This is a genomic window from Buchnera aphidicola (Aphis nerii), from assembly GCF_005083105.1.
Taxonomy (GTDB): domain Bacteria; phylum Pseudomonadota; class Gammaproteobacteria; order Enterobacterales; family Enterobacteriaceae; genus Buchnera; species Buchnera aphidicola_AS.
The window spans coordinates 525,876-547,519 of the sequence record NZ_CP034885.1; the positions used below are offsets into that span (position 1 = coordinate 525,876).

The window sequence follows — 21,644 nt, forward strand, 5'->3', positions numbered from 1 at the left end:
GATTTTCTATGAATATACAAAAAAAAGAAACACATAGTTTTCAATCTGAAGTAAAGGAACTTCTACATTTAATGATTCATTCTTTATATTCAAATAAAGAAATTTTTTTAAGAGAATTAATATCTAATGCATCAGATGCAATAGATAAAATACGATTTGAATCGATATTATCACCAGAACTACAAAAAATAACACCAAAAATTCAAATTTCTATTAATAAAGCTCAAAGAACATTAATTATCAATGATAATGGCATTGGTATGACGAAAAAAGATGTCATTGAAAATTTAGGAACAATTGCAAAATCAGGTACTAAATCATTTTTAAAATCTTTAGAGAATAAAAAAAATAGCATAAAAAACGAATTAATTGGTCAGTTTGGAGTAGGTTTTTATTCATCTTTCATAGTTTCAGATAAAGTATTAGTTAGAACAAAATTTGCCAAAAACACATCTAACGAAGGAATATTATGGGAATCATCAGGAGAAGGTGAATATAATATAACAAATATTATAAAAAAAACACAAGGTACTGAAATTATACTATTTTTAAAAAAAGAAGAAGATGAATTTTTAGAAACATGGAAAATTAAAAATATTGTTAATAAATATTCAGATCATATTACAGTACCAGTAGAAATACAAATATATGATGAAAAAAATAAAACATATCTTTGGGAACAAATAAATAAAGCTCAAGCATTATGGGTAAAAAATCAATCTTCTATTAGTGATCAAGAATATCAAGAATTTTATAAGTATCTCACTAATGATCAAAACAATCCCCTTGTTTGGAGTCATAACCGTGTAGAAGGAAATCATGAATATATTAGTTTATTATACGTACCAGAAAAAGCAGCTTGGGATATTTGGAATAGAGAAAATAAACATGGTTTAAAATTATATGTCAAACGTGTATATATTATGGATAATTCTCAAGAATTTTTACCAAATTATCTTAGATTCATTAGGGGTATAATAGATTCGAATAATTTACCTTTAAATGTTTCAAGAGAGATATTACAAAATAATTCTATCACACAAAATTTAAAAAAAGCATTAGTAAAAAGATCATTAAAAATGCTAGATAAATTATCTAAAAATGATAATAAAAAATATCAATCTTTCTGGAATCAATTTGGATTAGTTTTAAAAGAAGGGCCCGCAGAAGACAGTGAAAATTTAAATTTAATTGCTAATCTTTTACGTTTTACATCAATAAATAATAAAATTGCAGAACAAACAATTTCATTAAAACAATACATATCTAATATGCATGAAAAACAAGAAAAAATATATTATATAACTGCTGATAGTTATATATCTGCAAAAAACAGTCCTCACCTTGAATTATTTAAGAAAAAAAATATTGATGTTTTATTGTTATCAGATAGAATTGACGAATGGATGATGAATTATCTTGTTGAATTTGAAGGTAAGAAATTCCAATCTATTAGTAAAGAAGATTCTTCATTAAATAAACTTGTAGAAGAAAAATCAGTAAATACAGAAGATACATCTAAAGAAATAGTTGATTTTTTAAATAGAGTTAAAAAAGTATTAGGTAGTAAAGTAAAATCTGTCAGATTAACTAATAGATTAACAGAAACTCCATGCATTGTTTTAAGTGATTCAAATGAAATGACTACTCAAATGGCTAAACTTTTCACTGCTGCAGGACAACCTGTTCCAGAATTAAAATATATATTTGAAATTAACCCAAAACATGAATTAATCAAAAAAATATCTAAAATAAACGAAAGCGATAATTTTGAAGAATGGATAAAATTATTATTAGATCAAGCATTATTTGCTGAAAAAGGAAATCTAGATAATCCACACAAATTTATTTCTAGAATGAATAAATTATTTATACAAATATAAAAAAATGATTACTACTTACTTATAGTAGTAATCTGAACTTTAAAATACTTTAATAAACATAAAAATAATCATGCATATTATTTTATTAGGTGCTCCAGGTACTGGGAAAGGTACTCAATCTAAATTCATTATAGAAAAATATCAAATACCACAGATCTCTACAGGAGATATATTAAGAGATTCTATTAAATTAAAAAATAAAATTGGGAAAAAGATATATAAAATTTTAAAAAATGGTCAATTAGTTTCAGACGATATTGTTTGTAATCTTGTTTATGAAAGAATAAAAAAAGCAGATTGTGCTAATGGTTTTTTATTAGATGGATTTCCTAGAACAATTAAACAAGCAAAATATATATCATATTTAGGTATTAAAATAAATTTTGTTTTAGAATTCATTGTTCCAGATGATTTAATATTAAAAAGAATATCAGGTAGAAGAATACATCCTGAATCAGGTAGAAGTTATCATATCTATTTCAACCCTCCTAAAGAAGAAGGAATCGATGATATAACGAAGGAAAAACTTATTACTAGAGAAGATGATAAAATAAAAAGTGTTAAAAATAGACTTGAAAATCATAAAAAAAATATTGACTTATTAACTAAATATTATTTAAACCAAGAAAAATTAAAAAATTTAAAATTTTTTAAGATTGATGGTACAGAAAAACCAGAAATTATTCAAAAAAAAATAAAAATAATTTTAGAAAAAAAAGAATAAATTATGATTGTTTTATGCGTTCTACAGGATTCGAACCTGTGACCTACGGCTTAGAAGGCCGTTGCTCTATCCATCTGAGCTAAGAACGCATTACTCAATATATAATATGAAATTTATAACATTAAAATAATATATATGCAACTAAATTAACATTATATTAAAAAATATATTAAATACTAATAATTTTAAATCATATTGAAAAAATTAATCGAGTTACTAAAAATGTCCGCAATAATTATAGATGGTAAAAAAATAGCTAAAAATTTAGAAATCAATATTGCAAAAAAAATAGAAAAAAGAAAAATAAATGGAAAAAGAATTCCAGGATTAGCAATGATTTTAATAGGAAGTCATTCTGCATCTGAAATTTATGTAAATAGAAAAATATTAGCTTGTGAAAACGTTGGATTAATTTCTAAATATTGGAAATTTTCTAATAATGTAGATGAAGAAAAAATATTAAATCTCATTAATAAATTAAATAATGACATTAATATAGATGGTATTTTAATTCAATTACCTATTCCTAAAAAAATCAACCATTTCAAAATATTCACAAGTATTAGACCAGATAAAGATGTAGATGGATTTCATCCATATAATACTGGGTTATTATGCCAAAGAAATCCTACTTTAAGAGCATGTACTCCAAAAGGGATAATTACTATGTTAAATTATATGAAAATTAAAACACATGGGCTTAATGCAGTTGTAATAGGTGCTTCTAATATAGTAGGAAGACCTATGAGTATGGAATTATTATTAGCAGGATGTACAACAACTATCACGCACAAATTTACTAAAAATTTAATAAGTCATGTAAATAATGCTGATTTATTAATTGTTGCTGTTGGAAAACCAAAATTTTTAAATGGAAATTGGATTAAAAAAAATGCTATTGTTATTGATGTAGGTATCAATAGATTAAAAAATGGATCTATAGTTGGAGATGTTGATTTTAAATCTGCATCTATAAAAGCTTCTTATATTACTCCAGTTCCAGGTGGTGTAGGACCTATGACTGTAGTAACATTACTTCAAAATACTTTAGAAGCTTGTGAAAAATATCATGATATTTAAGTATTTAAACTTAAACTAATTATTTTTTATATTTCCAAAATGTTTTATTTATAGAATCTTCTAAAATTACATCTAATTTCATTATTTCATTTCTTAATTGATCTGCTTTTTTCCATAATTTTAAATTTCTAAAAATATTTCTTTTTTCGATTAATCTTTCTATTTCATTTATTTTTTCTTTACTAAAAAAAGATTTTTTTTGTAAAAAATCTTCAGGTTTTTCTAATAAAAAATTTAAAATAATCGCTAATTTTTTTAATCTATAAGCAAATAAATTAGATTGATATAAATCATAACTTTTAAAAGAATTAATTTTACGAGCTATTTTAATCAAAATAACAAAAGCTTTCGGAGTATTAAAATCATCATTTATAGCATCATAAAATAATAATTCTAAATCTATACCAGCGGTAGAATTAGGAATGGGATTTGTATTATACAATGCATTATATAAATATCTTAATGAGATTTCTGCTGCTTTTAAATTTTTTTCAGAATAATAAATAGGATGACGATAGTGAGTAGATAATAAAAAGTAACGTAAAACTTCAGGTTGATATCTTAATAAAACATCTCTTAAAAAATATACATTACCTAGAGATTTAGACATTTTTTGATCATTTATTATCACCATACCAGAATGCATCCAAAAATTAATTTTAAAATTATTATTAAAGCATCGTGATTGCGCAGCTTCGTTTTCATGATGAGGAAATAAAAGATCAGAACCACCTCCATGAATATCTATATAATTTTCAAAAGAAAAATTTGTAATAGCTGTACATTCGATATGCCATCCAGGTCGACCTTTTCCCCATGGAGATTCCCAAAAAAATTTATCTTTTTCTTGAGACCGTTTCCATAGCACAAAGTCTAATGGATTTTTTTTTATTCCATTTAAAATAGGACGTGTTCCGGAAATTAATTTTTTTAAAAATTGACCGGATAAAGAACCATAAAACATATCACTATCTATTGAAAAAACAACATCACCTTGACTATTTATATATGCATTTTTATTTTTAATTAAGATTTTAATAATCTGAATTATATAATTGATATATTCTGTAACTTTTGGTTCTTGATTAGGAAAATCAATACCTAATCGAAAAAAATCTTGATTCATTTCATGTATCATTTGTTCTGAAAAAGTTTTAATATCTAGATTTTTTTCTAATGATTTAGTAATAATTTTATCATCAACATCTGTAATATTTCTTACATATTTTACTTGAAAACCTAAAAATTTTAAATAACGTACTATCATATCAAAAACAACAAAAGTACGTGCATGACCAATATGACAAAAATCATAAACAGTAATACCACAAACATATAAATTAACTTTTTTGCTTTTAATAGGTTTAAATTTTTCTTTTTTTCCAGTTAATGTATTAAAAATTTTTAACATAATTTTCCTATAAAAATTTTAAAAAAATAATATAAAATATATTATTTTCTATATTGTCAATATGATAAACTAATTAAATTAGTCATCATTTTAATATTTTAAAAATTTTAAAATATATAAAAATATTGCAATATACATTAATTGTTTAAATAATTATATATTATTTATAGAATATTTTATAAAACTTATTAATAAAAAATAAAAATTTTATAAAAAATAAAACCGGGATTAATTAATGAAGACAAAATTACGAGAAATGTTAAAGTTCCCTTGTTTTTTTACTTATAAAATCATTGGTTTAGCACAACCCGAACTTATTGATCAAATAATAAAAGTCATTCAAATTCAGATTCCTGGAGATTATACACCTCAAGTAAAATCAAGTAACAGAGGAAATTATGTTTCTGTTTCAATTACAATATGTGCTAAAAATTTTAAACAAATTGAAACATTATATCATGATATTAGTCGAATAAATATGGTTAGAATGGTTTTATAAAACAACTTATAATCATCATAAAATATATTTCATATAGTACAGCTCGATAAAGAGCCGTACTAAAAAACATTTATTATATATATTTATTTTTCATGTTAAAAATAAAAAATAAAATATTCTATAAACTAGTAACATTTGCAGCAGATGGTCCTTTTGCTCCTTCAGTAATTTCAAACTCTACACTTTGACCTTCTGCTAAAGTTTTAAATCCGTTACTTTGTATAGCTGAAAAATGAACAAATACATCTTTACTTCCATCTTCTGGAGTAATAAAACCAAAACCTTTAGATTCATTGAACCACTTAACATTACCTTTAATCTTGGACATCTATATTACCTTCACATAAAAATATACTAAATTAAAAAAAGAACTAAAATAATTATAAATGATTTTTATCATAAAAAAATAAAAAATCAAAAATAATAGAAAATTTTTAATAGATTAACACGTAAATCTATTATTGGCTATAAAGCAATTTATTTTAAAAAAATTATTTTTATTTTAAATAAATTAAATTTTTTTTATAATATATGAAATATTTTTATAATTACTTATTTAAAATATTTTTTTTAAGTATAAAAAAACCCGAAAAAATTTTTTCGGGTTTTTTTCAGCCTGGAAATTACCTACTCTCACACGGGGAGACCCCGTACTACCATTGGCGATGAAGCGTTTCACTTCTGAGTTCGGAATGGATTCAGGTGGTACCACTACACTATTTTTACCAGGCATTTCAATTTTATAATGCTATTATAATATATATATATATTAATACAACAATAAATTCAGTAAAACAAGCTTTTATTAAATTTATTTAATTTCAAAAACACCTCTGGTGTTGTAAGGTTAAGCCTCTTGGGTCATTAGTACTAGTTAGCTCAACATATTACTATGCTTACACATCTAGCCTATCAACGTTGTAGTCTTCAACGTCCCTTCAGTAAACATTTCTGTTTCAGGGAAGATTAATCTTGAGGCAAGTTTCGTGCTTATATGCGTTCAGCACTTATCTTTCCCGCATTTAGCTACCGGGCAATGCCATTGGCATGACAACCCGAACACCAGTGATGCGTCCACTTCGGTCCTCTCGTACTAGAAGCAGCCCCTCTCAATCTTCCAACGCCCACGGCAGATAGGGACCGAACTGTCTCACGACGTTCTAAACCCAGCTCGCGTACCACTTTAAATGGCGAACAGCCATACCCTTGGGACCTGCTTCAGCCCCAGGATGTGATGAGCCGACATCGAGGTGCCAAACACCGCCGTCGATATGAACTCTTGGGCGGTATCAGCCTGTTATCCCCGGAGTACCTTTTATCCGTTGAGCGATGGCCCTTCCATACAGAACCACCGGATCACTAAGACCTGCTTTCGCACCTGCTCGCATTATCATGCTCACAGTCAAACTGGCTTATGCCTTTGCACTAAACTCACGATGTCCGACCGTGATTAGCCAATCTTCGTACTCCTCCGTTACTCTTTGGGAGGAGACCGCCCCAGTCAAACTACCCACCAGACACTGTCTCTACACCGGATAACGGCGTTAGGTTAGAATACCAAATTTCAAAGGGTGGTATTTCAAGATTGGCTCTATCAAAACTGGCGTTTTAATTTCATAGCCTCCCACCTATCCTACACATTCAAATTCAGAATTCAGTGTCAAGCTATAGTAAAGGTTCACGGGGTCTTTCCGTCTTGCCGCGGGTATACTGCATCTTCACAGCAATTTCAATTTCACTGAGTCCCAGGTGGAGACAGCCTGGCCATCATTACGCCATTCGTGCAGGTCGGAACTTACCCGACAAGGAATTTCGCTACCTTAGGACCGTTATAGTTACGGCCGCCGTTTACCGGGGCTTCAGTCTAGAGCTTCAAGTTACCTTTAACTCCTTCGATTAACCTTCCGGCACCGGGCAGGCGTCACACCGTATACTTCCACTTTCGTGTTTGCACAGTGCTGTGTTTTTAATAAACAGTTGCAGCCAGCTGGTATCTTCGACTAGCTTTAGCTTAAGGAGTAAATCCTTTTACCTAAACTAGCGTGCCTTCTCCCGAAGTTACGGCACTATTTTGCCTAGTTCCTTCACCTGGGTTCTCTCAAGCGCCTTAGTATTCTCTACCTAACCACCTGTGTCGGTTTAGGGTACGATTTAATTTTATCTGAAGCTTAGAGGCTTTTCTTGGAAGCGTGGTATCAGTTACTTCATCACCTTAATGATTCGTTTTCATGCCTCAGATTAAAGATAACCGGATTTACCTAGTTATCATACCTACACATTTAAACCAGGATAACCGTCACCTGGATAACCTAACCTTCTTCGTCCCCCCATCGCAATAAAATTAAGCACAGGAATATTAACCTGTTGTCCATCGACTACGCTTTGCAGCCTCGCCTTAGGTGTCGGCTTACCCTGCCCCGATTAACGTTGGACAGGAAACCTTGGTTTTTCGGCGAGCAGGTTTTTCACCTGCTTTATCGTTACTCATGTCAGCATTCGCACTTCTGATACCTCCAACATATTTTACAATATATCTTCAACGGCTTACAGAACGCTCCCCTACCCAGCAAAAAAAATTAATTTCCGCTGCCGCAGCTTCGGTGCATAGTTTTAGCCCCGTTACATCTTCCGCGCAGGCCGACTTGACCAGTGAGCTATTACGCTTTCTTTAAATGATGGCTGCTTCTAAGCCAACATCCTGGCTGTTTATGCCTTCCCACATCGTTTCCCACTTAACTATGACTTTGGGACCTTAGCTGGCGGTCTGGGTTGTTTCCCTTTCCACAACGAACGTTAGCACCCGCTGTGTGTCTCCCGTGATAGCATTCTACGGTATTCGGAGTTTGCATCGGATTGGTAAGCCGGGATGGCCCCCTAACCGAAACAGTGCTCTACCCCCGTAGATGAATTCACGAGGCGCTACCTAAATAGCTTTCGGGGAGAACCAGCTATCTCCCGGTTTGATTGGCCTTTCACCCCTAGCCATAGGTCATCCGCTGATTTTTCAACATCAGTCGGTTCGGTCCTCCAGTTGGTTTTACCCAACCTTCAACCTGCCCGTGGCTAGATCACCGGGTTTCGGGTCTGTACCCTGCAACTTAACGCCTATTTAGGACTCGGTTTCCCTTCGGCTCCCTTATTTAGTTAACCTTGCTACAGAGTACAAGTCGCTGACCCATTATACAAAAGGTACGCAGTCACATTTCATATTTCCAAATGCTTCCACTGCTTGTACGTACACGGTTTCAGGTTCTATTTCACTCCCCTAACCGGGGTTCTTTTCGCCTTTCCCTTACGGTACTAGTTCACTATCGGTCAGTCAGGAGTATTTAGCCTTGGAGGATGGTCCCCCCATATTCAAACAGGATTTCTCGTGTCCCGCTCTACTTTTCGAACTCACAAAATATTTTATTTCGTATACTGGGCTATCACCATGTATCGCTGAATTTTCCAAAATCATTCTACTATAAAATATTTTGATTATAGTTCTGGGCTTTTCCCCTTTCGCTCGCCACTACTAAGGGAATCTCGGTTGATTTCTTTTCCTCAAGGTACTTAGATGTTTCAGTTCCCTTGGTTTGCTTTATTAATCTATTTAATTCAATTAATAATGATACAAAAATGTATCGGGTTTCCCCATTCGGATATCGACGGTTATATCGCTTCATATCAGCTTACCGACGCTTTTCGCAGATTAGCACGTCCTTCTTCGCCTCTGACTGCCAAGGCATTCACCATGTACGCTTATTTGCTTAACCTTACAACCCACAGGTGTTTTTTGCAAAATAAAAATATATGCTTGTTTTCCGAATTTTTAAAGAGCTTTAATTTATATACGTTTTAACATTTTTTAAAGAATAACATAATAATTTAAATTAGTATATAATTAATTTTAAAAAAATTATTTTTATTTCGTCCCCTAGGGGATTTGAACCCCTGTTGCCGCCGTGAAAGGGCGATGTCCTAACCTCTAGACGAAGGGGACTGTTATATAAAATTGCTATCTTAAAAAAAATATTATATTAAATAATACAGATCGAAAAAAAAGAGTCAAGTATTTTCTTTAATATTACATAAATATAAAAATTTTATTAATAAATTTTAAATATTTTTAAAATTAATTTATATTAAAAAACTACTTTTTATTAAACATATCAATAATGTAGTCTGTTTTAGGAAAAACACCATGCCATTGTAAAAATGAATGAGCAGCTTGAAATACTAACATTCCTATCCCATCTGAAACATATTTAAAACCCATTTTCAGACACCAATTTATAAAAGATGTATTTTCAAAACTATAATTCATATCATAAAAAAAAGTTTTAGAAGAAAATAAATGCAATGGAATATAAGTTTTACTGTTATATTGAATATTTCTAGATACAGCATTAATCACTAAATTAAAACACTTATTTTTTAAATCATGTTCTTCAAATATTTTGATATTTCCATAACATTTAAACTGATCAACTAATTTTTTAGCATTTAAAGTAGTTCTATTTAAAATATAAACTGAACATCCTAATAATAAAATTGATAAAAGAATGCCCTTAACCGCACCACCAGCTCCTAATATTAATAAAGAAAAATTTTTTTCTATAAATTTTAATCTATTTAAATCAGATAATAATCCAATACCATCAGTATTATCTCCTAAAATACATTTATTATGTATTTTTTTAAATGTATTTACAGATTGAGCAATTTGTGCTCTTTTAGTTAATTTATCAGAAAAAAAATATGCTTCTTTTTTAAAAGGAGAAGTAATATTGGCGCCTTGAATATTATTTTTGAAAAATTTAGAAACTAATAAAGAAAATTTATCTAATGGGACGTTAATAGCTTCATAAATATGTAAAATACCTGTTTGTTTTGAAAAAAAATCATGAATTTGAGGAGATTTACTATGATTAATAGGATTTCCAAATAAAGCATAATTAAAATTTTTATTTTTAAATTTAAGCATAACGAATTAACTTTCCATTCATAATATTAATTATTTTCGAGGGATTTTTTTCACTTCCTATATCACCATTCAGTAATGGAAAATCTTTTCCAAAATTCTTCAGAACACTTTCTTTAGTCCGACATGGGGGCATATTTGCAAAATTAGCGCTGGTCGATATTAATGGCTTGCCAAAAATAGTGCACAATTTAACTATACTGAAATGATTACTAATACGTACTGCTATAGTATTAAAATTGCCAGTTAACCAATTAGGAACTAAAGGTTTTGGTGGTACTAAAAAGGTAAAATGACCTGGCCAATAATTTAACATACTTTTTTTCTGCTCTACTGAAATTTGAGTTTCATCAATATATGCCTTTATTTGTTTGTAATTAGAAGCTACTAATATAAAACCCTTGTTGATACTTCTTTTTTTTAAATCTAACAATTTTTTTACAGCTGTTTTACTATCAGGATCACATCCCAATCCAAACATAGACTCTGTCGGATATGCAATAATATTTTTACAATATAATTTTTGTATACAACAAACTAATGAATTTAAATAAAAATCTTTAATCATCAAATAATTCTCATATTAAAAAATATTATTTATTTTAAAATTAATGTATTATTTCTGTTGTAAAATTAAATAATAAATTTTCAAGCTTCTTATAAACTATTTCACACCCAGAAACATTAAATAAAACAATTAAAACAATCCATTTTAAATCTTCTAGATTTAATTCATTAATTTCTAAAGCCATAACTCTTTCAATAATCATTTCACGTGTATCTAAAGTTAATATTTCTAGTTGTTCTAAAAAAAGTATAAAACCACGACAATCAGCGTTTAACTTTAGTAATTCTTCTTGATTATAAATTCGTGTAGAAATTTGATCTGAAGATAAACTAATAGATGTAACATTACTTTTTTTATAATAAGATAAATTTTTTAACCAACGTAATGCATTATAAATATCTTTTTCTTGGAAACCCATATCTGATAAATCATTTGTTAGAATTTCATAATCAATAGATATTGCTGATTCATTATGAACATAAGTTTCAAATAAATATATTAATATTTCAAACATTATATCCTCAATTATATATTAAAAAAATTTAAATATTTAATAAGATATTTTACATATTAATTTTTATAAATATTTTAACTATATAATATATAAAATTTTATAATATACTAAAAACTAATAAATTATTTTAACAAACATTAGTTTTATATTTTAATAAAAATTAAAAATTTTAAAAAGTACTAAAAGTTCACTTTTAATTATATTAAAAGCGTTTATACTATAAAATTAAACAATTTTACAATAACTAATATAATTAAATATATGTCTGTTTTAACAATATTACAATACCCTAATCCAAGATTAAGAATTATTGCTAAACCCATCAACATAATTAATAAAGAAATTAAAATACTAGTTTCTAATATGTTAGATACTATGTATGTAAAAGAAGGAATTGGTTTAGCAGCAACACAAGTTAATGTTCAATTACAAGTTATAGTAGTTAACACAAACCAGATTAAAAAAGAACATTTAATACTTATTAATCCAGAAATTATTGAAAAAAAAGGAAATATTAGCATTGAAGAAGGATGTTTATCTATTCCAGAATACCGCGCTTTTATACCACGTTCAGATTATATAAAAGTAAAGGCAATAAATTTATCTGGAAAAGAAATAGAAATAGAAGCGAAATCAATATTATCTATTTGTATACAACATGAAATTGATCATTTAAAAGGAAAATTATTTATAGATTATTTGTCGTCATTGAAAAAAGAAAGAATCAAAAAAAAATTAAAAAAACAAATAAAAAAAATGAAATATTTCGAAAGGATATAAATTAATTTGAAAAAACTAAAAATTATTTTTGCTGGAACATCCAATTTTTCTGAAAAATATTTATCTGCCTTAATAAAATATCAATATAATATACAAGCTGTTATTACTCAACCAGATCGTCCATCTGGAAGAGGACAAAAAATAGTTTTTTCTCCTGTAAAAAAAATAGCTATTACAAAAAACATCCCTATTTTCCAACAATTACAATTAAATGATAAAACATTTCAAAAAATAATATCAAAATTTTCTGCAGATATTATGATAGTAGTTTCATATGGTCAAATAATACCTGAAAAAATATTATATATGTTTCCAAAAGGATGCATTAATGTTCATGCTTCATTATTACCTAGATGGAGAGGACCTTCACCAATTCAGTCCGCAATTTTATCTGGAGATAAAAAAACTGGCATTAGTATTATTAAAATGAATAATAAAATTGATGCTGGAAATATTATAATGTCAAAGGAATGTACAATATCTCCTGAAGAAACATCATCTACATTATCCGAAAAACTAATTAAAATTGGTATCAAAGCTTTAATAGAAACTTTAAATCAAATAAAAGATAACATTACTTTAGAAATTCAACAAAATGAAAAATATGCAACTTTTTCAAAAAAAATTTTTAAAAAAGATGCATTATTAAATTGGAATAAAAGTGCTGATTTTTTAGAGCGACTAATTCGAGCCTTTAATCCCTGGCCAATATGTTATTTTATTATAGATGACATACCTATCAAAGTATGGCAAGCAAAAGTAATTCAAAACACTATTTACTATAATAATTCAATAGGAAAAATTATTTCTATTGATAAAAATGGATTACAAATAAATACAAAAAATAAAATATTAAATATTGAAAAAATACAACTACCTAGTAAAAATATTGTAAATATTAAAGAAATAATACTTTCAAAAAAACACAACTTTAAAGTTGGAAAAATATTATTATAAAAATAATTTTAATTTTTTAATAAAAACAAAATAGCAAACGGGAATTTTCCGTTTGCTTAAATATATTCAAGTTAATAAAATTTAAATTAGCTAAATATTAACTTTTAATCTTTTTAATATTGTTATCTTTTGTATCGATTTTTTTAACACGATCAACTAATTCAATATAAGCCATAGGGGCTTTATCTCCAGATCTAAATCCACATTTTAAAATACGAGTGTATCCACCATGCCTATTAGAAAATATAGGACCTAGATTTTGAAATAATTTAGCAACTACTTCATTATTTCTAATTCTGGAAAATACCAATCTTCTACGAGCAACATTATCTATTTTCGACAAAGTAATCATAGGTTCAACAAACCGACGCAATTCTTTCGCTTTTGCTAAAGTAGTTTTGATAATTTCATTAATAAATAATGAACATGCCATATTTTTAAATATAGCACTACGATGACTACTATTACAATTCAACTGACGACCAATTTTACGGTGTCTCATGATTTTTATACCTTTACAAAAAATACGAATAAGTAATATAAAAAATTTACCAATAAAAATTACTCTTCTAAAATATTCAATGGAGGCCATTTTTCTAATTTCATTCCAAGAGATAAATTTCGTGAAGCTAATATATCTTTGATTTCAGTTAGTGATTTTTTTCCTAAATTAGGTGTTTTTAAAAGTTCAACTTCAGTTTTTTGTACTAAATCACCTATATAATGTATAGCTTCGGCCTTAAGACAATTAGCAGATCGTACAGTTAGTTCTAAATCATCTACAGGGCGTAATAAAATAGGTTCAAACTCAGGTTTTTCTTCTTTTATTTCAGGTTCTTTTACATCTCTTAAGTCAACAAATGCTTCTAATTGTTCTGATAAAATAGTTGCCGCACGTCTTATAGCTTCCTCAGGATCAATGGTTCCATTTGTTTTCATTTCAATAATTAATTTGTCTAAATCTGTTCTTTGTTCAACTCGTGCTGCTTCAACATTATAAACAATACGATTTATTGGACTATAACATGCATCTACTAATAAACAACCTATGGGTCTTGAATCTTCTTCTATATGTACTCTAGACGAAGCTGGAATGTAACCTCGTCCACGTTGAACTTTAATTCTCATTTGAATAGATGCATTATGATCAGTTAAATTACAAATAACATGATCTGGTTTTATGATTTCAACATCATTATCATGTATAATATCTGCAGCGGTAACACAACCAATACCTGATTTTTTAAGAGTTATAAAAACTTCATCTTTTCCATGTAATTTCACTGCTAATTCTTTCAAATTTAATAAAATTTCTAAAATATCCTCTTGAATTCCTTCTTTAGTACTATATTCATGAAGAACACCATCAATTTCCACTTCTGTTACAGCACAACCTGGCATAGATGATAATAAAATTCTTCGTAATGCATTACCAAGTGTATGTCCAAAACCTCGTTCTAGTGGTTCTAACGTAACTTTAGTATGAGTTGGAGTAATTTGTTCAATATCAACTAAACGTGGTTTTAAAAAATTTATAATAGAATTCTGCATAATAAACCTCTATATCTAATAGTAAACTTATCACTTAGAATAAAGTTCAACAATCAAATGTTCGTTAATTTCTGCAGATAAATCTGAACGTTCAGGGAAATTTTTAAAAACCCCTTCCATTTTAATAAAATCTACTTCAATCCAAATTGGTTTTTCTCGTTGTTCACTAATTTCTAAAGCAGCTTTAATTCGAGATTGATTTTTTGATTTTTCTTTAATAGATATACGATCATTAGGAGAAACTTGGTATGATCCAATGTTAACAATACGATTATTAACTTGAATAGACTTATGACTAATTAATTGTCTTGCTTCAGAACGTGTACATCCAAATCCCATACGATAGACTACATTATCTAGTCTTCTTTCTAAAATTTGTAATAAGTTTTCTCCAGTATTACCTTTTAAACGTGAAGCTTTTTGATAATATATTCTAAATTGTTTTTCTAAAACACCATAAAGACGACGCACTTTCTGTTTTTCACGTAATTGAATTGCATAATCGGACAACCTAGGTTTACGAATACCATGTTGTCCAGGTGGATGTTCTAATTTACATTTTGATTCTATTGAACGGAAGCCAGATTTTAAAAATAAATCAGTTCCTTCACGTCGACTTAATTTTAATTTAGGACCTAAATATTTTGCCATTTTGTTCTCCAATAATTCCTAAAATTTAAACACGACGTTTTTTAGGAGGACGGCAACCATTATGAGGAATAGGTGTTACATCAGTAATATTTGTGATACGAAATCCAGCAGCATTTAAAGCTCTAATAGTAGACTCTCTACCTGGACCAGGACCTTTTACCATAACCTCTAAATTTTTTATACCATAATCTTTTACTATTTCAGCACAACGTTCAGCTGCAACTTGAGCTGCAAAAGGAGTAGATTTTCTAGAACCTCTAAAACCAGAACCTCCAGAAGTTGCCCAACCTAAAGCATTACCTTGTCGATCAGTAATAGTAACAATTGTATTATTAAATGACGCATGAATATGTGCTATACCATCTGTTATTTGTTTTTTTATACGTTTACGATTTCGAACAACTTGATTTTTTACCATAATTTAAATTACCTAAATTATTTTTTTATAGCTTTTCTAGGGCCTTTGCAAGTACGAGCATTTGTTTTAGTTCTTTGCCCACGAACAGGCAGATTTTTTCGATGACGTACACCACGATAACAATTAAGATCAATTAATCGTTTAATATTTAAAGTTTTTTCTCTTCTTAAATCACCTTCAACAACATATTTAGAAACATTTTCTCTCAATAATTCAATTTCTGATTCTTTTAAATCTATAATTTTGACAGTTTCTGAAATATTAGATTTATTACAAATAATTTTAGAACGTTTTTTTCCAATTCCATATATTGCTGTTAATGCAACTATAGTATGTTTATTTTCAGGAATATTAATACCTGCAATACGTGCCATTCTATATAATCCTTAAAATTCATTAAAATAGATGAAGATAATAAATGTATCAATATATATTATTGATAATATTTGTAAAATTTATAAAATTTAACCTTGACGTTGTTTGTGTTTAGGATCATTACTACAAATCACTCTGACAACGTTATTACGTCGTATAATTTTACAATTTCGACACAGTGTTTTAACAGAAGCCTTTACTTTCATTAAGATTACCTTTGACTATTAATAAAAAATATTTAATTTAATTTAGCTTTTTTTAGGATAGAATCATATTTACTAGACATTATTAAAGTTTGAATTTGTCCAATAAAATCTATAATTACTACAACTACAATTAATAATGATGTACCACCAAAATAAAATGGAACATTCATAGCACTTCTCATAAATTCTGGTACTAAACAAATAAATGTAATATATACAGAACCAAATAATGTTAATCGCAACATAATTTTATTAATATATTTAGCTGTTTGTTCACCTGGTCTAATACCTGTAATAAAAGCACCTGATTTTTTTAGATTATCTGCTGTTTCACGAGGATTAAAAACTAATCCAGTATAAAAAAAACAAAAGAAAATAATAGAAATTATATATAATATTAAATATAAAGGTTGATTAGGTTGAAAATAAAATGCAATTTTTTTTAAAAAAATATATTTTTTATCTATACCAAACCAGGATATAACAGTAGCTGGAAATAAAACAACACTAGAAGCAAATATTGCAGGTATAACACCAGACATATTTATTTTTAAAGGTAAATGAGTACTTTGTGCCGAATAAATACGACGACCTTTTTGACGTTGAGCATAATGAACAATAATTTTTCTTTGACTTCGTTCAATAAAAACAACTAAAAATACCACTAAAAAAATCAATATTAAAACACATAAAAATAATAAAAAATGTAAATGTCCTTGTCTAGTTTCTTCAATTGTATGTATAATAGATGAAGGTAAGCCTGCTATTATACCAGTAAAAATTATAATAGAAATACCATTACCAATACCGCATTCTGTAATTAATTCACCTAACCACATTAAAAACATAGTACCAGTTACTAATATAATAATTGCAGTAAAATAAAAATAAAAATCTGCATTGATAATAATAGGTCGTACACTAGATATACTAGACAAACTTGTAACAACTCCAATTGATTGAAAAAAAGCTAATATTAAAGTAGCATATCTCGTATATTGATTAATTTTATAACGACCACTTTCTCCATCTTTTTTTATTTCAGCAAAAGAAGGAATTATTAATGTCAATAATTGAATGATAATAGATGCTGATATATAAGGCATAATACCTAATGCAAAAATAGAAGCACGATTAAGAGAACCACCAGAAAACATATTAAACATTTCAAAAATAGTACCTTTTTGATTATTTAATATTCTAGATAAAATTGTAGTATCAATTCCAGGTATAGGAATAAAAGAACCAATACGAAAAATAATCAATGAAATAATTACAAAAATAATTCTACTTTTTAATTCATTGATACTTTTTTGAGAATTTTTAAATTTCATTCCTAATTTATTAATCATTATTTACTAATTATCCTTCAATTTTACCACCATGATTTTCAATGGATAAACGTGCACCTTTAGTTACACGTAAACCACGTAATATTAAAGGCACTTTTAATTTTCCTGCAAGAATAATTTTTACATGTTTAATATTTTTATTAATAATATTTTTTGCTTTTAAAAATTTTAAATCAATTACTGTATTTGATAAATCTGATATTTGAGATAATCTTACTTCAGTAGTAATCTTTTGTTTCTTAGATTTAAATCCAAATTTAGGTAATCTTCTATATAAAGGCATCTGTCCACCTTCAAAACCACGATTTATACTACTACCAGATCTAGATTTTTGACCTTTATGTCCTCTACCAGCAGTTTTACCAAAACCAGATCCAATACCACGACCTAATCGTTTTCTATTTTTTTTAGATTTAAATGATGGGGATAAAGTATTTAAATGCATAAATTATGTCTCTTGTATTTTTAAAATATACGATACTTTTTTAATCATACCTCGGACTGAAGGGGTGTCTTGAAGAATAATAGTATGTCCAATATAACGTAATCCTAAACCAGATAACGTTTTTTTATGCTTAGGAATTCTTCCTATTGAACTTTTAATTTGAGTAATTTTAATAGTCTTCATTGATTAAAATTTATCCTCCTAATATATATTCAATAGACTTATTTCTCTTTGCTGCTATCATTTCTGGAGATTTCATATTAATTAAACCATTTATAGTAGCACGAACTACATTTATAGGATTAGTCGATCCATATGTTTTAGCTAATACATTATGTATACCAGCAACTTCTAAAACTGCTCGCATAGCACCACCTGCAATAATACCAGTACCATCTGAAGCCGGTTTCATAAAGACATTAGATCCAGTATGTGAACCCTTGATAGAATGTTGTAAAGTTTTATTAGATAAGGGTATACTAATCATATTTCGTTTCGCTTTTTCCATTGCTTTTTGAATTGCTGCTGGAACCTCACGTGCTTTTCCATATCCAAAACCAACTCGTCCATTACCATTACCCACTACCGTTAAAGCTGTAAATGAAAAAATACGACCACCTTTAACAGTTTTTGAAACACGATTAACAGTAATTAGTTTTTCCTGTAATTCATTATTATTTTTTTTTTCAATATTAGCCATTTTATATTTCACCTTAAAACTTTAATCCAAAATTTCGAGCAGAATCTGCTAATACTTTTATACGACCATGATATTTAAAACCAGAACGATCAAAAGAAATATTAGATATTCCTTTTAATAAAGCTCTTTTAGCAATAGTTTTTCCAATAATTTCTGCAGATTCTTTATTACCAGTATATTTTAAACTACATTTTATTTTTTTTTCTACAGTTGATGCACAAACTAAAACTTTTGATTCAGCAGAAATTATTTGAGCATACATGTGACGAGAAGTACGATGTACAACTAGACGAATTACCCCTAATGATTTCATTTTACAACGTGATTTTTTGAATCGACGTATACGAGAGTTTATTTTGGAATTTTTAGAAACAATCATGTTATTTTTTCTTAGCCTCTTTTACACGAACAGTTTCATCTGAATATCGAATGCCTTTTCCTTTATAAGGTTCTGGTTTACGATACGATCTTAAATTAGCAGCAACTTGTCCGACTAGTTGTTTATCTATTCCTTTAATTATAATCTCTGTAGTAGACAAACATTCTACTTCAATATAAGGAGGTAAAGAGTATAAAATTGGATGAGAATATCCTAGTGACATATTAATAATATTATCTTTTGTCATTGAAACACGATAACCTACTCCAGAAAATTGCAATTTTTTGCTAAATTTTTCTGAAACTCCTACAATCATTGAATAAACAAGAGCCCTAGATGTACCAGCTTGTGCCCAGCCATCAGAAAATCCTAAACGTGCTGAAAAAATAATTGTATGATTTATGTATTTTACTTCAACTGCATCATGAATAGTACGTGAAAGACAACCATATTTCCCTTGAATAGATATAAACTGATCATTTAATTCAATTTTAATATCTTTAGGAATAGAAATGGGACGTTTAGCAATACGAGACATGTTTTCTCCTTTAAGCTACATAACATATAACTTCGCCACCAAAACCAAGTTTACGAGCCATATGATCTGTCATAATCCCATGAGAAGTTGAAATAATAGCTATTCCCAATCCTGCCATGACTTTTGGTAAATCATTCTTTTTTTTATATATTCGTAAACTTGGACGGCTTACTCGTTGAATTTTTTCTATTACAGATTTACCTTTGAAATATTTTAAAATAACTTCCAATTCTAATTTATTTTTACCTTTTACAATATAATCATTAATATAACCTTCTTTTTTTAATAATTGTATTATAGAAGTTTTTAATTTAGAAGCAGGTATCTTAACAGAATATTTGTTAGCTGATTGACCATTTCTAATACGTGTTAACATATCAGCTACTGGATCTTGCATACTCATTTTAAACTCCTAAAAAATATTACCAACTAGCTTTTTTTAAACCAGGAATTTCACCTTTCATAGCTGCTTCTCTAACTTTAATACGACTAAGACCAAACTTTCTTAAAAAAGCGTGTGGACGACCTGTTTGACGACATCGATTTCTTTGTCGAGAAGGACTAGAATCACGAGGAAAAACTTGCAATTTAAGTACAGCTTCCCAACGTTCTTCTTCTGATAATTTAATATTATTAATAATATTTTTAAGTGCCATACGTTGTGCATAAAATTTATTAGCTAATTTTATACGTTTTATTTCACGTGCTTTCATTGATTGTTTAGCCATTAGATTACCTTAAATTATATTAATTTATTATTTACGGAAAGGAAAATTAAAAGCAGATAATAATAAATGACCTTCATGATCTGATTTAGCAGTCGTAGTAATAGTTACATCTAAGCCACGAACACGATCAATTTTATCATAATCAATCTCAGGAAAAATAATTTGTTCACGTATTCCTAAACTATAGTTGCCTCTACCATCAAAAGAATTAACTGACAAACCTCTAAAATCTCTAATACGTGGAATAGCAATACTAATGAGACGTTCAAAAAAATCCCACTTTCTTTTACCACGTAATGTTACTTTACAACCAATAGGATAACCTTTTCTAATTTTAAAACCAGCTACAGATTTTCTTGCTTTTGTAATGATTGGTTTTTGTCCAGATATTACAGTTAAGTCTAAAAAAGCATTGTCTAAAATTTTTTTATCTGAAGCGGCAGATCCTACACCCATATTTAAAACAATTTTATCAATTCTAGGTACTTGCATAATAGAACTATAATTTAATGTTATCATAAGTTTTTTAACTACTTGCGTTTTATAATAACTATATAATTTAGTCATCAATTACTCCAAAAATATCGTATCTATTTTTTAACTATTTTTCCATTTGATTTAAAAAAACGAATTTTTTTACCTGCTTCAAATCTGAAACCAATACGATCTGATTTTTTAGATTCTGGATTTAAAATAGCAACATTTGAAATGTGTATTGGTGCTTCTTTTTCAAGAATACCACCGTTTATATTTTGAGAAGGTACAGGTTTCTGATGTTTTTTTACTAAATTTAAACCTTGAACAATTACTTTATTAGGAAATAAAATATTTTTAATAATACCTTTTTTCCCTTTTTCTTTGCCTGTCAAAATAATTACTTCATCATTTTGACGTAATTTAAATGCCATTTTATATTCCT

Annotated in this window: 27 protein-coding genes, 2 tRNA genes and 2 rRNA genes; 6 read left to right on the forward strand and 25 right to left on the reverse strand. The window is 28.0% G+C overall.

Annotated features, from left to right (window positions below; all coding sequences use genetic code 11):
- The first annotated feature begins 8 nt into the window (after positions 1-8).
- The gene (gene htpG / locus D9V64_RS02465) at positions 9-1,883 is read left to right on the forward strand and encodes a molecular chaperone HtpG (RefSeq protein WP_158366959.1); all 1,875 of its coding nucleotides are present in this window, start codon (positions 9-11) and stop codon (positions 1,881-1,883) included.
- Between the two features lie 70 nt (positions 1,884-1,953).
- Positions 1,954-2,607 carry an adenylate kinase gene (adk, locus tag D9V64_RS02470; protein WP_158366961.1) on the forward strand — a complete coding sequence of 218 codons (654 nt, stop codon included), beginning with the start codon at positions 1,954-1,956 and terminating at the stop codon, positions 2,605-2,607.
- Positions 2,608-2,622: 15 nt separating this feature from the next.
- Here the strand turns inward: adk and D9V64_RS02475 are convergent.
- A tRNA-Arg gene (locus D9V64_RS02475) sits at positions 2,623-2,696 on the reverse strand.
- Positions 2,697-2,829: 133 nt separating this feature from the next.
- On the opposite strand from D9V64_RS02475, the gene folD reads away from it, so the two are divergent.
- Positions 2,830-3,687, forward strand: a complete 858-nt coding sequence (folD, locus tag D9V64_RS02480; protein ID WP_158366963.1) for a bifunctional methylenetetrahydrofolate dehydrogenase/methenyltetrahydrofolate cyclohydrolase FolD — start codon at positions 2,830-2,832, stop codon at positions 3,685-3,687.
- A gap of 19 nt (positions 3,688-3,706) precedes the next feature.
- Here the strand turns inward: folD and cysS are convergent, their stop codons facing one another.
- On the reverse strand, positions 3,707-5,098 hold the full coding sequence (gene cysS / locus D9V64_RS02485; protein WP_158366965.1) for a cysteine--tRNA ligase: 1,392 nt from the start codon (positions 5,096-5,098) through the stop codon (positions 3,707-3,709).
- A 235-nt stretch (positions 5,099-5,333) separates the two neighbouring features.
- On the opposite strand from cysS, the gene ybeD reads away from it, so the two are divergent.
- Positions 5,334-5,597, forward strand: coding sequence for a DUF493 family protein YbeD (ybeD, locus tag D9V64_RS02490; RefSeq protein WP_158366967.1), 264 nt, complete (start codon positions 5,334-5,336; stop codon positions 5,595-5,597).
- A 118-nt stretch (positions 5,598-5,715) separates the two neighbouring features.
- Here ybeD and cspE read toward each other — a convergent pair whose 3' ends face one another.
- The 7 genes from cspE to D9V64_RS02525 all read right to left on the reverse strand — a co-directional run bounded on the left by cspE (position 5,716) and on the right by D9V64_RS02525 (position 11,645).
- Positions 5,716-5,925, reverse strand: a complete 210-nt coding sequence (cspE, locus tag D9V64_RS02495; protein ID WP_158366969.1) for a transcription antiterminator/RNA stability regulator CspE — start codon at positions 5,923-5,925, stop codon at positions 5,716-5,718.
- A gap of 286 nt (positions 5,926-6,211) precedes the next feature.
- A 5S ribosomal RNA gene (gene rrf / locus D9V64_RS02500) occupies positions 6,212-6,327 on the reverse strand.
- A gap of 113 nt (positions 6,328-6,440) precedes the next feature.
- Positions 6,441-9,355, reverse strand: a 23S ribosomal RNA gene (locus tag D9V64_RS02505).
- Between the two features lie 155 nt (positions 9,356-9,510).
- Positions 9,511-9,582, reverse strand: a tRNA-Glu gene (locus D9V64_RS02510).
- Positions 9,583-9,732: 150 nt separating this feature from the next.
- A complete protein-coding gene (gene aroE / locus D9V64_RS02515) occupies positions 9,733-10,566 on the reverse strand; it encodes a shikimate dehydrogenase (protein WP_158366971.1) in 834 nt (277 codons plus the stop codon).
- Positions 10,559-11,131, reverse strand: a complete 573-nt coding sequence (locus D9V64_RS02520; protein ID WP_158366973.1) for a Sua5/YciO/YrdC/YwlC family protein — start codon at positions 11,129-11,131, stop codon at positions 10,559-10,561. Before D9V64_RS02520 ends, aroE begins: the two co-directional genes overlap by 8 nt.
- Positions 11,132-11,171: 40 nt before the next feature.
- The gene (locus D9V64_RS02525; RefSeq protein WP_158366975.1) at positions 11,172-11,645 is read right to left on the reverse strand and encodes a DUF494 family protein; all 474 of its coding nucleotides are present in this window, start codon (positions 11,643-11,645) and stop codon (positions 11,172-11,174) included.
- Positions 11,646-11,906: 261 nt separating this feature from the next.
- Between D9V64_RS02525 and def the strand changes: the two genes are divergently transcribed.
- Positions 11,907-12,425, forward strand: coding sequence for a peptide deformylase (gene def, locus D9V64_RS02530; protein ID WP_158366977.1), 519 nt, complete (start codon positions 11,907-11,909; stop codon positions 12,423-12,425).
- Between the two features lie 6 nt (positions 12,426-12,431).
- Positions 12,432-13,382: a methionyl-tRNA formyltransferase gene (gene fmt, locus D9V64_RS02535; protein ID WP_158366979.1), complete on the forward strand. Its 951-nt coding sequence runs from the start codon at positions 12,432-12,434 to the stop codon at positions 13,380-13,382.
- A gap of 97 nt (positions 13,383-13,479) precedes the next feature.
- Here the strand turns inward: fmt and rplQ are convergent, their stop codons facing one another.
- The 16 genes from rplQ to rplX form a co-directional block, all read right to left on the reverse strand.
- Entirely contained in the window at positions 13,480-13,884 is a 405-nt protein-coding gene (gene rplQ, locus D9V64_RS02540) for a 50S ribosomal protein L17 (protein WP_158366981.1), read from the reverse strand.
- Between the two features lie 59 nt (positions 13,885-13,943).
- Positions 13,944-14,933 carry a DNA-directed RNA polymerase subunit alpha gene (locus D9V64_RS02545; protein ID WP_158366983.1) on the reverse strand — a complete coding sequence of 330 codons (990 nt, stop codon included), beginning with the start codon at positions 14,931-14,933 and terminating at the stop codon, positions 13,944-13,946.
- 30 nt (positions 14,934-14,963) lie between these two features.
- On the reverse strand, positions 14,964-15,584 hold the full coding sequence (gene rpsD, locus D9V64_RS02550; RefSeq protein WP_158366985.1) for a 30S ribosomal protein S4: 621 nt from the start codon (positions 15,582-15,584) through the stop codon (positions 14,964-14,966).
- Positions 15,585-15,609: 25 nt separating this feature from the next.
- Positions 15,610-16,002 carry a 30S ribosomal protein S11 gene (gene rpsK / locus D9V64_RS02555; protein ID WP_158366988.1) on the reverse strand — a complete coding sequence of 131 codons (393 nt, stop codon included), beginning with the start codon at positions 16,000-16,002 and terminating at the stop codon, positions 15,610-15,612.
- Positions 16,003-16,019: 17 nt separating this feature from the next.
- Entirely contained in the window at positions 16,020-16,376 is a 357-nt protein-coding gene (gene rpsM, locus D9V64_RS02560; RefSeq protein ID WP_158366990.1) for a 30S ribosomal protein S13, read from the reverse strand.
- A gap of 90 nt (positions 16,377-16,466) precedes the next feature.
- The gene (gene rpmJ / locus D9V64_RS02565; protein WP_071880116.1) at positions 16,467-16,583 is read right to left on the reverse strand and encodes a 50S ribosomal protein L36; all 117 of its coding nucleotides are present in this window, start codon (positions 16,581-16,583) and stop codon (positions 16,467-16,469) included.
- 32 nt (positions 16,584-16,615) lie between these two features.
- Entirely contained in the window at positions 16,616-17,935 is a 1,320-nt protein-coding gene (secY, locus tag D9V64_RS02570; RefSeq protein WP_158366992.1) for a preprotein translocase subunit SecY, read from the reverse strand.
- Between the two features lie 10 nt (positions 17,936-17,945).
- Positions 17,946-18,380 carry a 50S ribosomal protein L15 gene (gene rplO, locus D9V64_RS02575; RefSeq protein WP_158366995.1) on the reverse strand — a complete coding sequence of 145 codons (435 nt, stop codon included), beginning with the start codon at positions 18,378-18,380 and terminating at the stop codon, positions 17,946-17,948.
- 3 nt (positions 18,381-18,383) lie between these two features.
- Positions 18,384-18,563, reverse strand: a complete 180-nt coding sequence (gene rpmD / locus D9V64_RS02580; RefSeq protein WP_158366997.1) for a 50S ribosomal protein L30 — start codon at positions 18,561-18,563, stop codon at positions 18,384-18,386.
- 10 nt (positions 18,564-18,573) lie between these two features.
- Positions 18,574-19,080, reverse strand: coding sequence for a 30S ribosomal protein S5 (gene rpsE / locus D9V64_RS02585; protein ID WP_158366998.1), 507 nt, complete (start codon positions 19,078-19,080; stop codon positions 18,574-18,576).
- 13 nt (positions 19,081-19,093) lie between these two features.
- On the reverse strand, positions 19,094-19,459 hold the full coding sequence (gene rplR, locus D9V64_RS02590; RefSeq protein WP_158367001.1) for a 50S ribosomal protein L18: 366 nt from the start codon (positions 19,457-19,459) through the stop codon (positions 19,094-19,096).
- Position 19,460: 1 nt separating this feature from the next.
- Complete coding sequence (rplF, locus tag D9V64_RS02595) at positions 19,461-19,997, reverse strand: 50S ribosomal protein L6 (RefSeq protein ID WP_158367003.1); 537 nt, start codon at positions 19,995-19,997, stop codon at positions 19,461-19,463.
- Positions 19,998-20,007: 10 nt separating this feature from the next.
- Entirely contained in the window at positions 20,008-20,400 is a 393-nt protein-coding gene (gene rpsH, locus D9V64_RS02600; RefSeq protein ID WP_158367005.1) for a 30S ribosomal protein S8, read from the reverse strand.
- A gap of 19 nt (positions 20,401-20,419) precedes the next feature.
- A complete protein-coding gene (gene rpsN / locus D9V64_RS02605) occupies positions 20,420-20,725 on the reverse strand; it encodes a 30S ribosomal protein S14 (protein WP_158367007.1) in 306 nt (101 codons plus the stop codon).
- Positions 20,726-20,752: 27 nt separating this feature from the next.
- The gene (gene rplE / locus D9V64_RS02610) at positions 20,753-21,292 is read right to left on the reverse strand and encodes a 50S ribosomal protein L5 (RefSeq protein ID WP_158367009.1); all 540 of its coding nucleotides are present in this window, start codon (positions 21,290-21,292) and stop codon (positions 20,753-20,755) included.
- Between the two features lie 23 nt (positions 21,293-21,315).
- Positions 21,316-21,633: a 50S ribosomal protein L24 gene (gene rplX, locus D9V64_RS02615; protein WP_158367011.1), complete on the reverse strand. Its 318-nt coding sequence runs from the start codon at positions 21,631-21,633 to the stop codon at positions 21,316-21,318.
- Between the last annotated feature and the right edge of the window lie 11 nt (positions 21,634-21,644).

Excerpts from the sequence above, each read along its gene's own strand:
- htpG (WP_158366959.1), top strand. The coding sequence starts at position 9 with ATGAATATACAAAAAAAAGAAACACATAGTTTTCAATCTGAAGTAAAG.
- adk (WP_158366961.1), top strand. The coding sequence starts at position 1,954 with ATGCATATTATTTTATTAGGTGCTCCAGGTACTGGGAAAGGTACTCAA.
- folD (WP_158366963.1), top strand. The coding sequence starts at position 2,830 with ATGTCCGCAATAATTATAGATGGTAAAAAAATAGCTAAAAATTTAGAA.
- cysS (WP_158366965.1), bottom strand. The coding sequence starts at position 5,098 with ATGTTAAAAATTTTTAATACATTAACTGGAAAAAAAGAAAAATTTAAA.
- ybeD (WP_158366967.1), top strand. The coding sequence starts at position 5,334 with ATGAAGACAAAATTACGAGAAATGTTAAAGTTCCCTTGTTTTTTTACT.
- cspE (WP_158366969.1), bottom strand. The coding sequence starts at position 5,925 with ATGTCCAAGATTAAAGGTAATGTTAAGTGGTTCAATGAATCTAAAGGT.
- aroE (WP_158366971.1), bottom strand. The coding sequence starts at position 10,566 with ATGCTTAAATTTAAAAATAAAAATTTTAATTATGCTTTATTTGGAAAT.
- D9V64_RS02520 (WP_158366973.1), bottom strand. The coding sequence starts at position 11,131 with ATGATTAAAGATTTTTATTTAAATTCATTAGTTTGTTGTATACAAAAA.
- D9V64_RS02525 (WP_158366975.1), bottom strand. The coding sequence starts at position 11,645 with ATGTTTGAAATATTAATATATTTATTTGAAACTTATGTTCATAATGAA.
- def (WP_158366977.1), top strand. The coding sequence starts at position 11,907 with ATGTCTGTTTTAACAATATTACAATACCCTAATCCAAGATTAAGAATT.
- rplQ (WP_158366981.1), bottom strand. The coding sequence starts at position 13,884 with ATGAGACACCGTAAAATTGGTCGTCAGTTGAATTGTAATAGTAGTCAT.
- D9V64_RS02545 (WP_158366983.1), bottom strand. The coding sequence starts at position 14,933 with ATGCAGAATTCTATTATAAATTTTTTAAAACCACGTTTAGTTGATATT.
- rpsD (WP_158366985.1), bottom strand. The coding sequence starts at position 15,584 with ATGGCAAAATATTTAGGTCCTAAATTAAAATTAAGTCGACGTGAAGGA.
- rpsK (WP_158366988.1), bottom strand. The coding sequence starts at position 16,002 with ATGGTAAAAAATCAAGTTGTTCGAAATCGTAAACGTATAAAAAAACAA.
- rpsM (WP_158366990.1), bottom strand. The coding sequence starts at position 16,376 with ATGGCACGTATTGCAGGTATTAATATTCCTGAAAATAAACATACTATA.
- rpmJ (WP_071880116.1), bottom strand. The coding sequence starts at position 16,583 with ATGAAAGTAAAGGCTTCTGTTAAAACACTGTGTCGAAATTGTAAAATT.
- secY (WP_158366992.1), bottom strand. The coding sequence starts at position 17,935 with ATGATTAATAAATTAGGAATGAAATTTAAAAATTCTCAAAAAAGTATC.
- rplO (WP_158366995.1), bottom strand. The coding sequence starts at position 18,380 with ATGCATTTAAATACTTTATCCCCATCATTTAAATCTAAAAAAAATAGA.
- rpmD (WP_158366997.1), bottom strand. The coding sequence starts at position 18,563 with ATGAAGACTATTAAAATTACTCAAATTAAAAGTTCAATAGGAAGAATT.
- rpsE (WP_158366998.1), bottom strand. The coding sequence starts at position 19,080 with ATGGCTAATATTGAAAAAAAAAATAATAATGAATTACAGGAAAAACTA.
- rplR (WP_158367001.1), bottom strand. The coding sequence starts at position 19,459 with ATGATTGTTTCTAAAAATTCCAAAATAAACTCTCGTATACGTCGATTC.
- rplF (WP_158367003.1), bottom strand. The coding sequence starts at position 19,997 with ATGTCTCGTATTGCTAAACGTCCCATTTCTATTCCTAAAGATATTAAA.
- rpsH (WP_158367005.1), bottom strand. The coding sequence starts at position 20,400 with ATGAGTATGCAAGATCCAGTAGCTGATATGTTAACACGTATTAGAAAT.
- rpsN (WP_158367007.1), bottom strand. The coding sequence starts at position 20,725 with ATGGCTAAACAATCAATGAAAGCACGTGAAATAAAACGTATAAAATTA.
- rplE (WP_158367009.1), bottom strand. The coding sequence starts at position 21,292 with ATGACTAAATTATATAGTTATTATAAAACGCAAGTAGTTAAAAAACTT.
- rplX (WP_158367011.1), bottom strand. The coding sequence starts at position 21,633 with ATGGCATTTAAATTACGTCAAAATGATGAAGTAATTATTTTGACAGGC.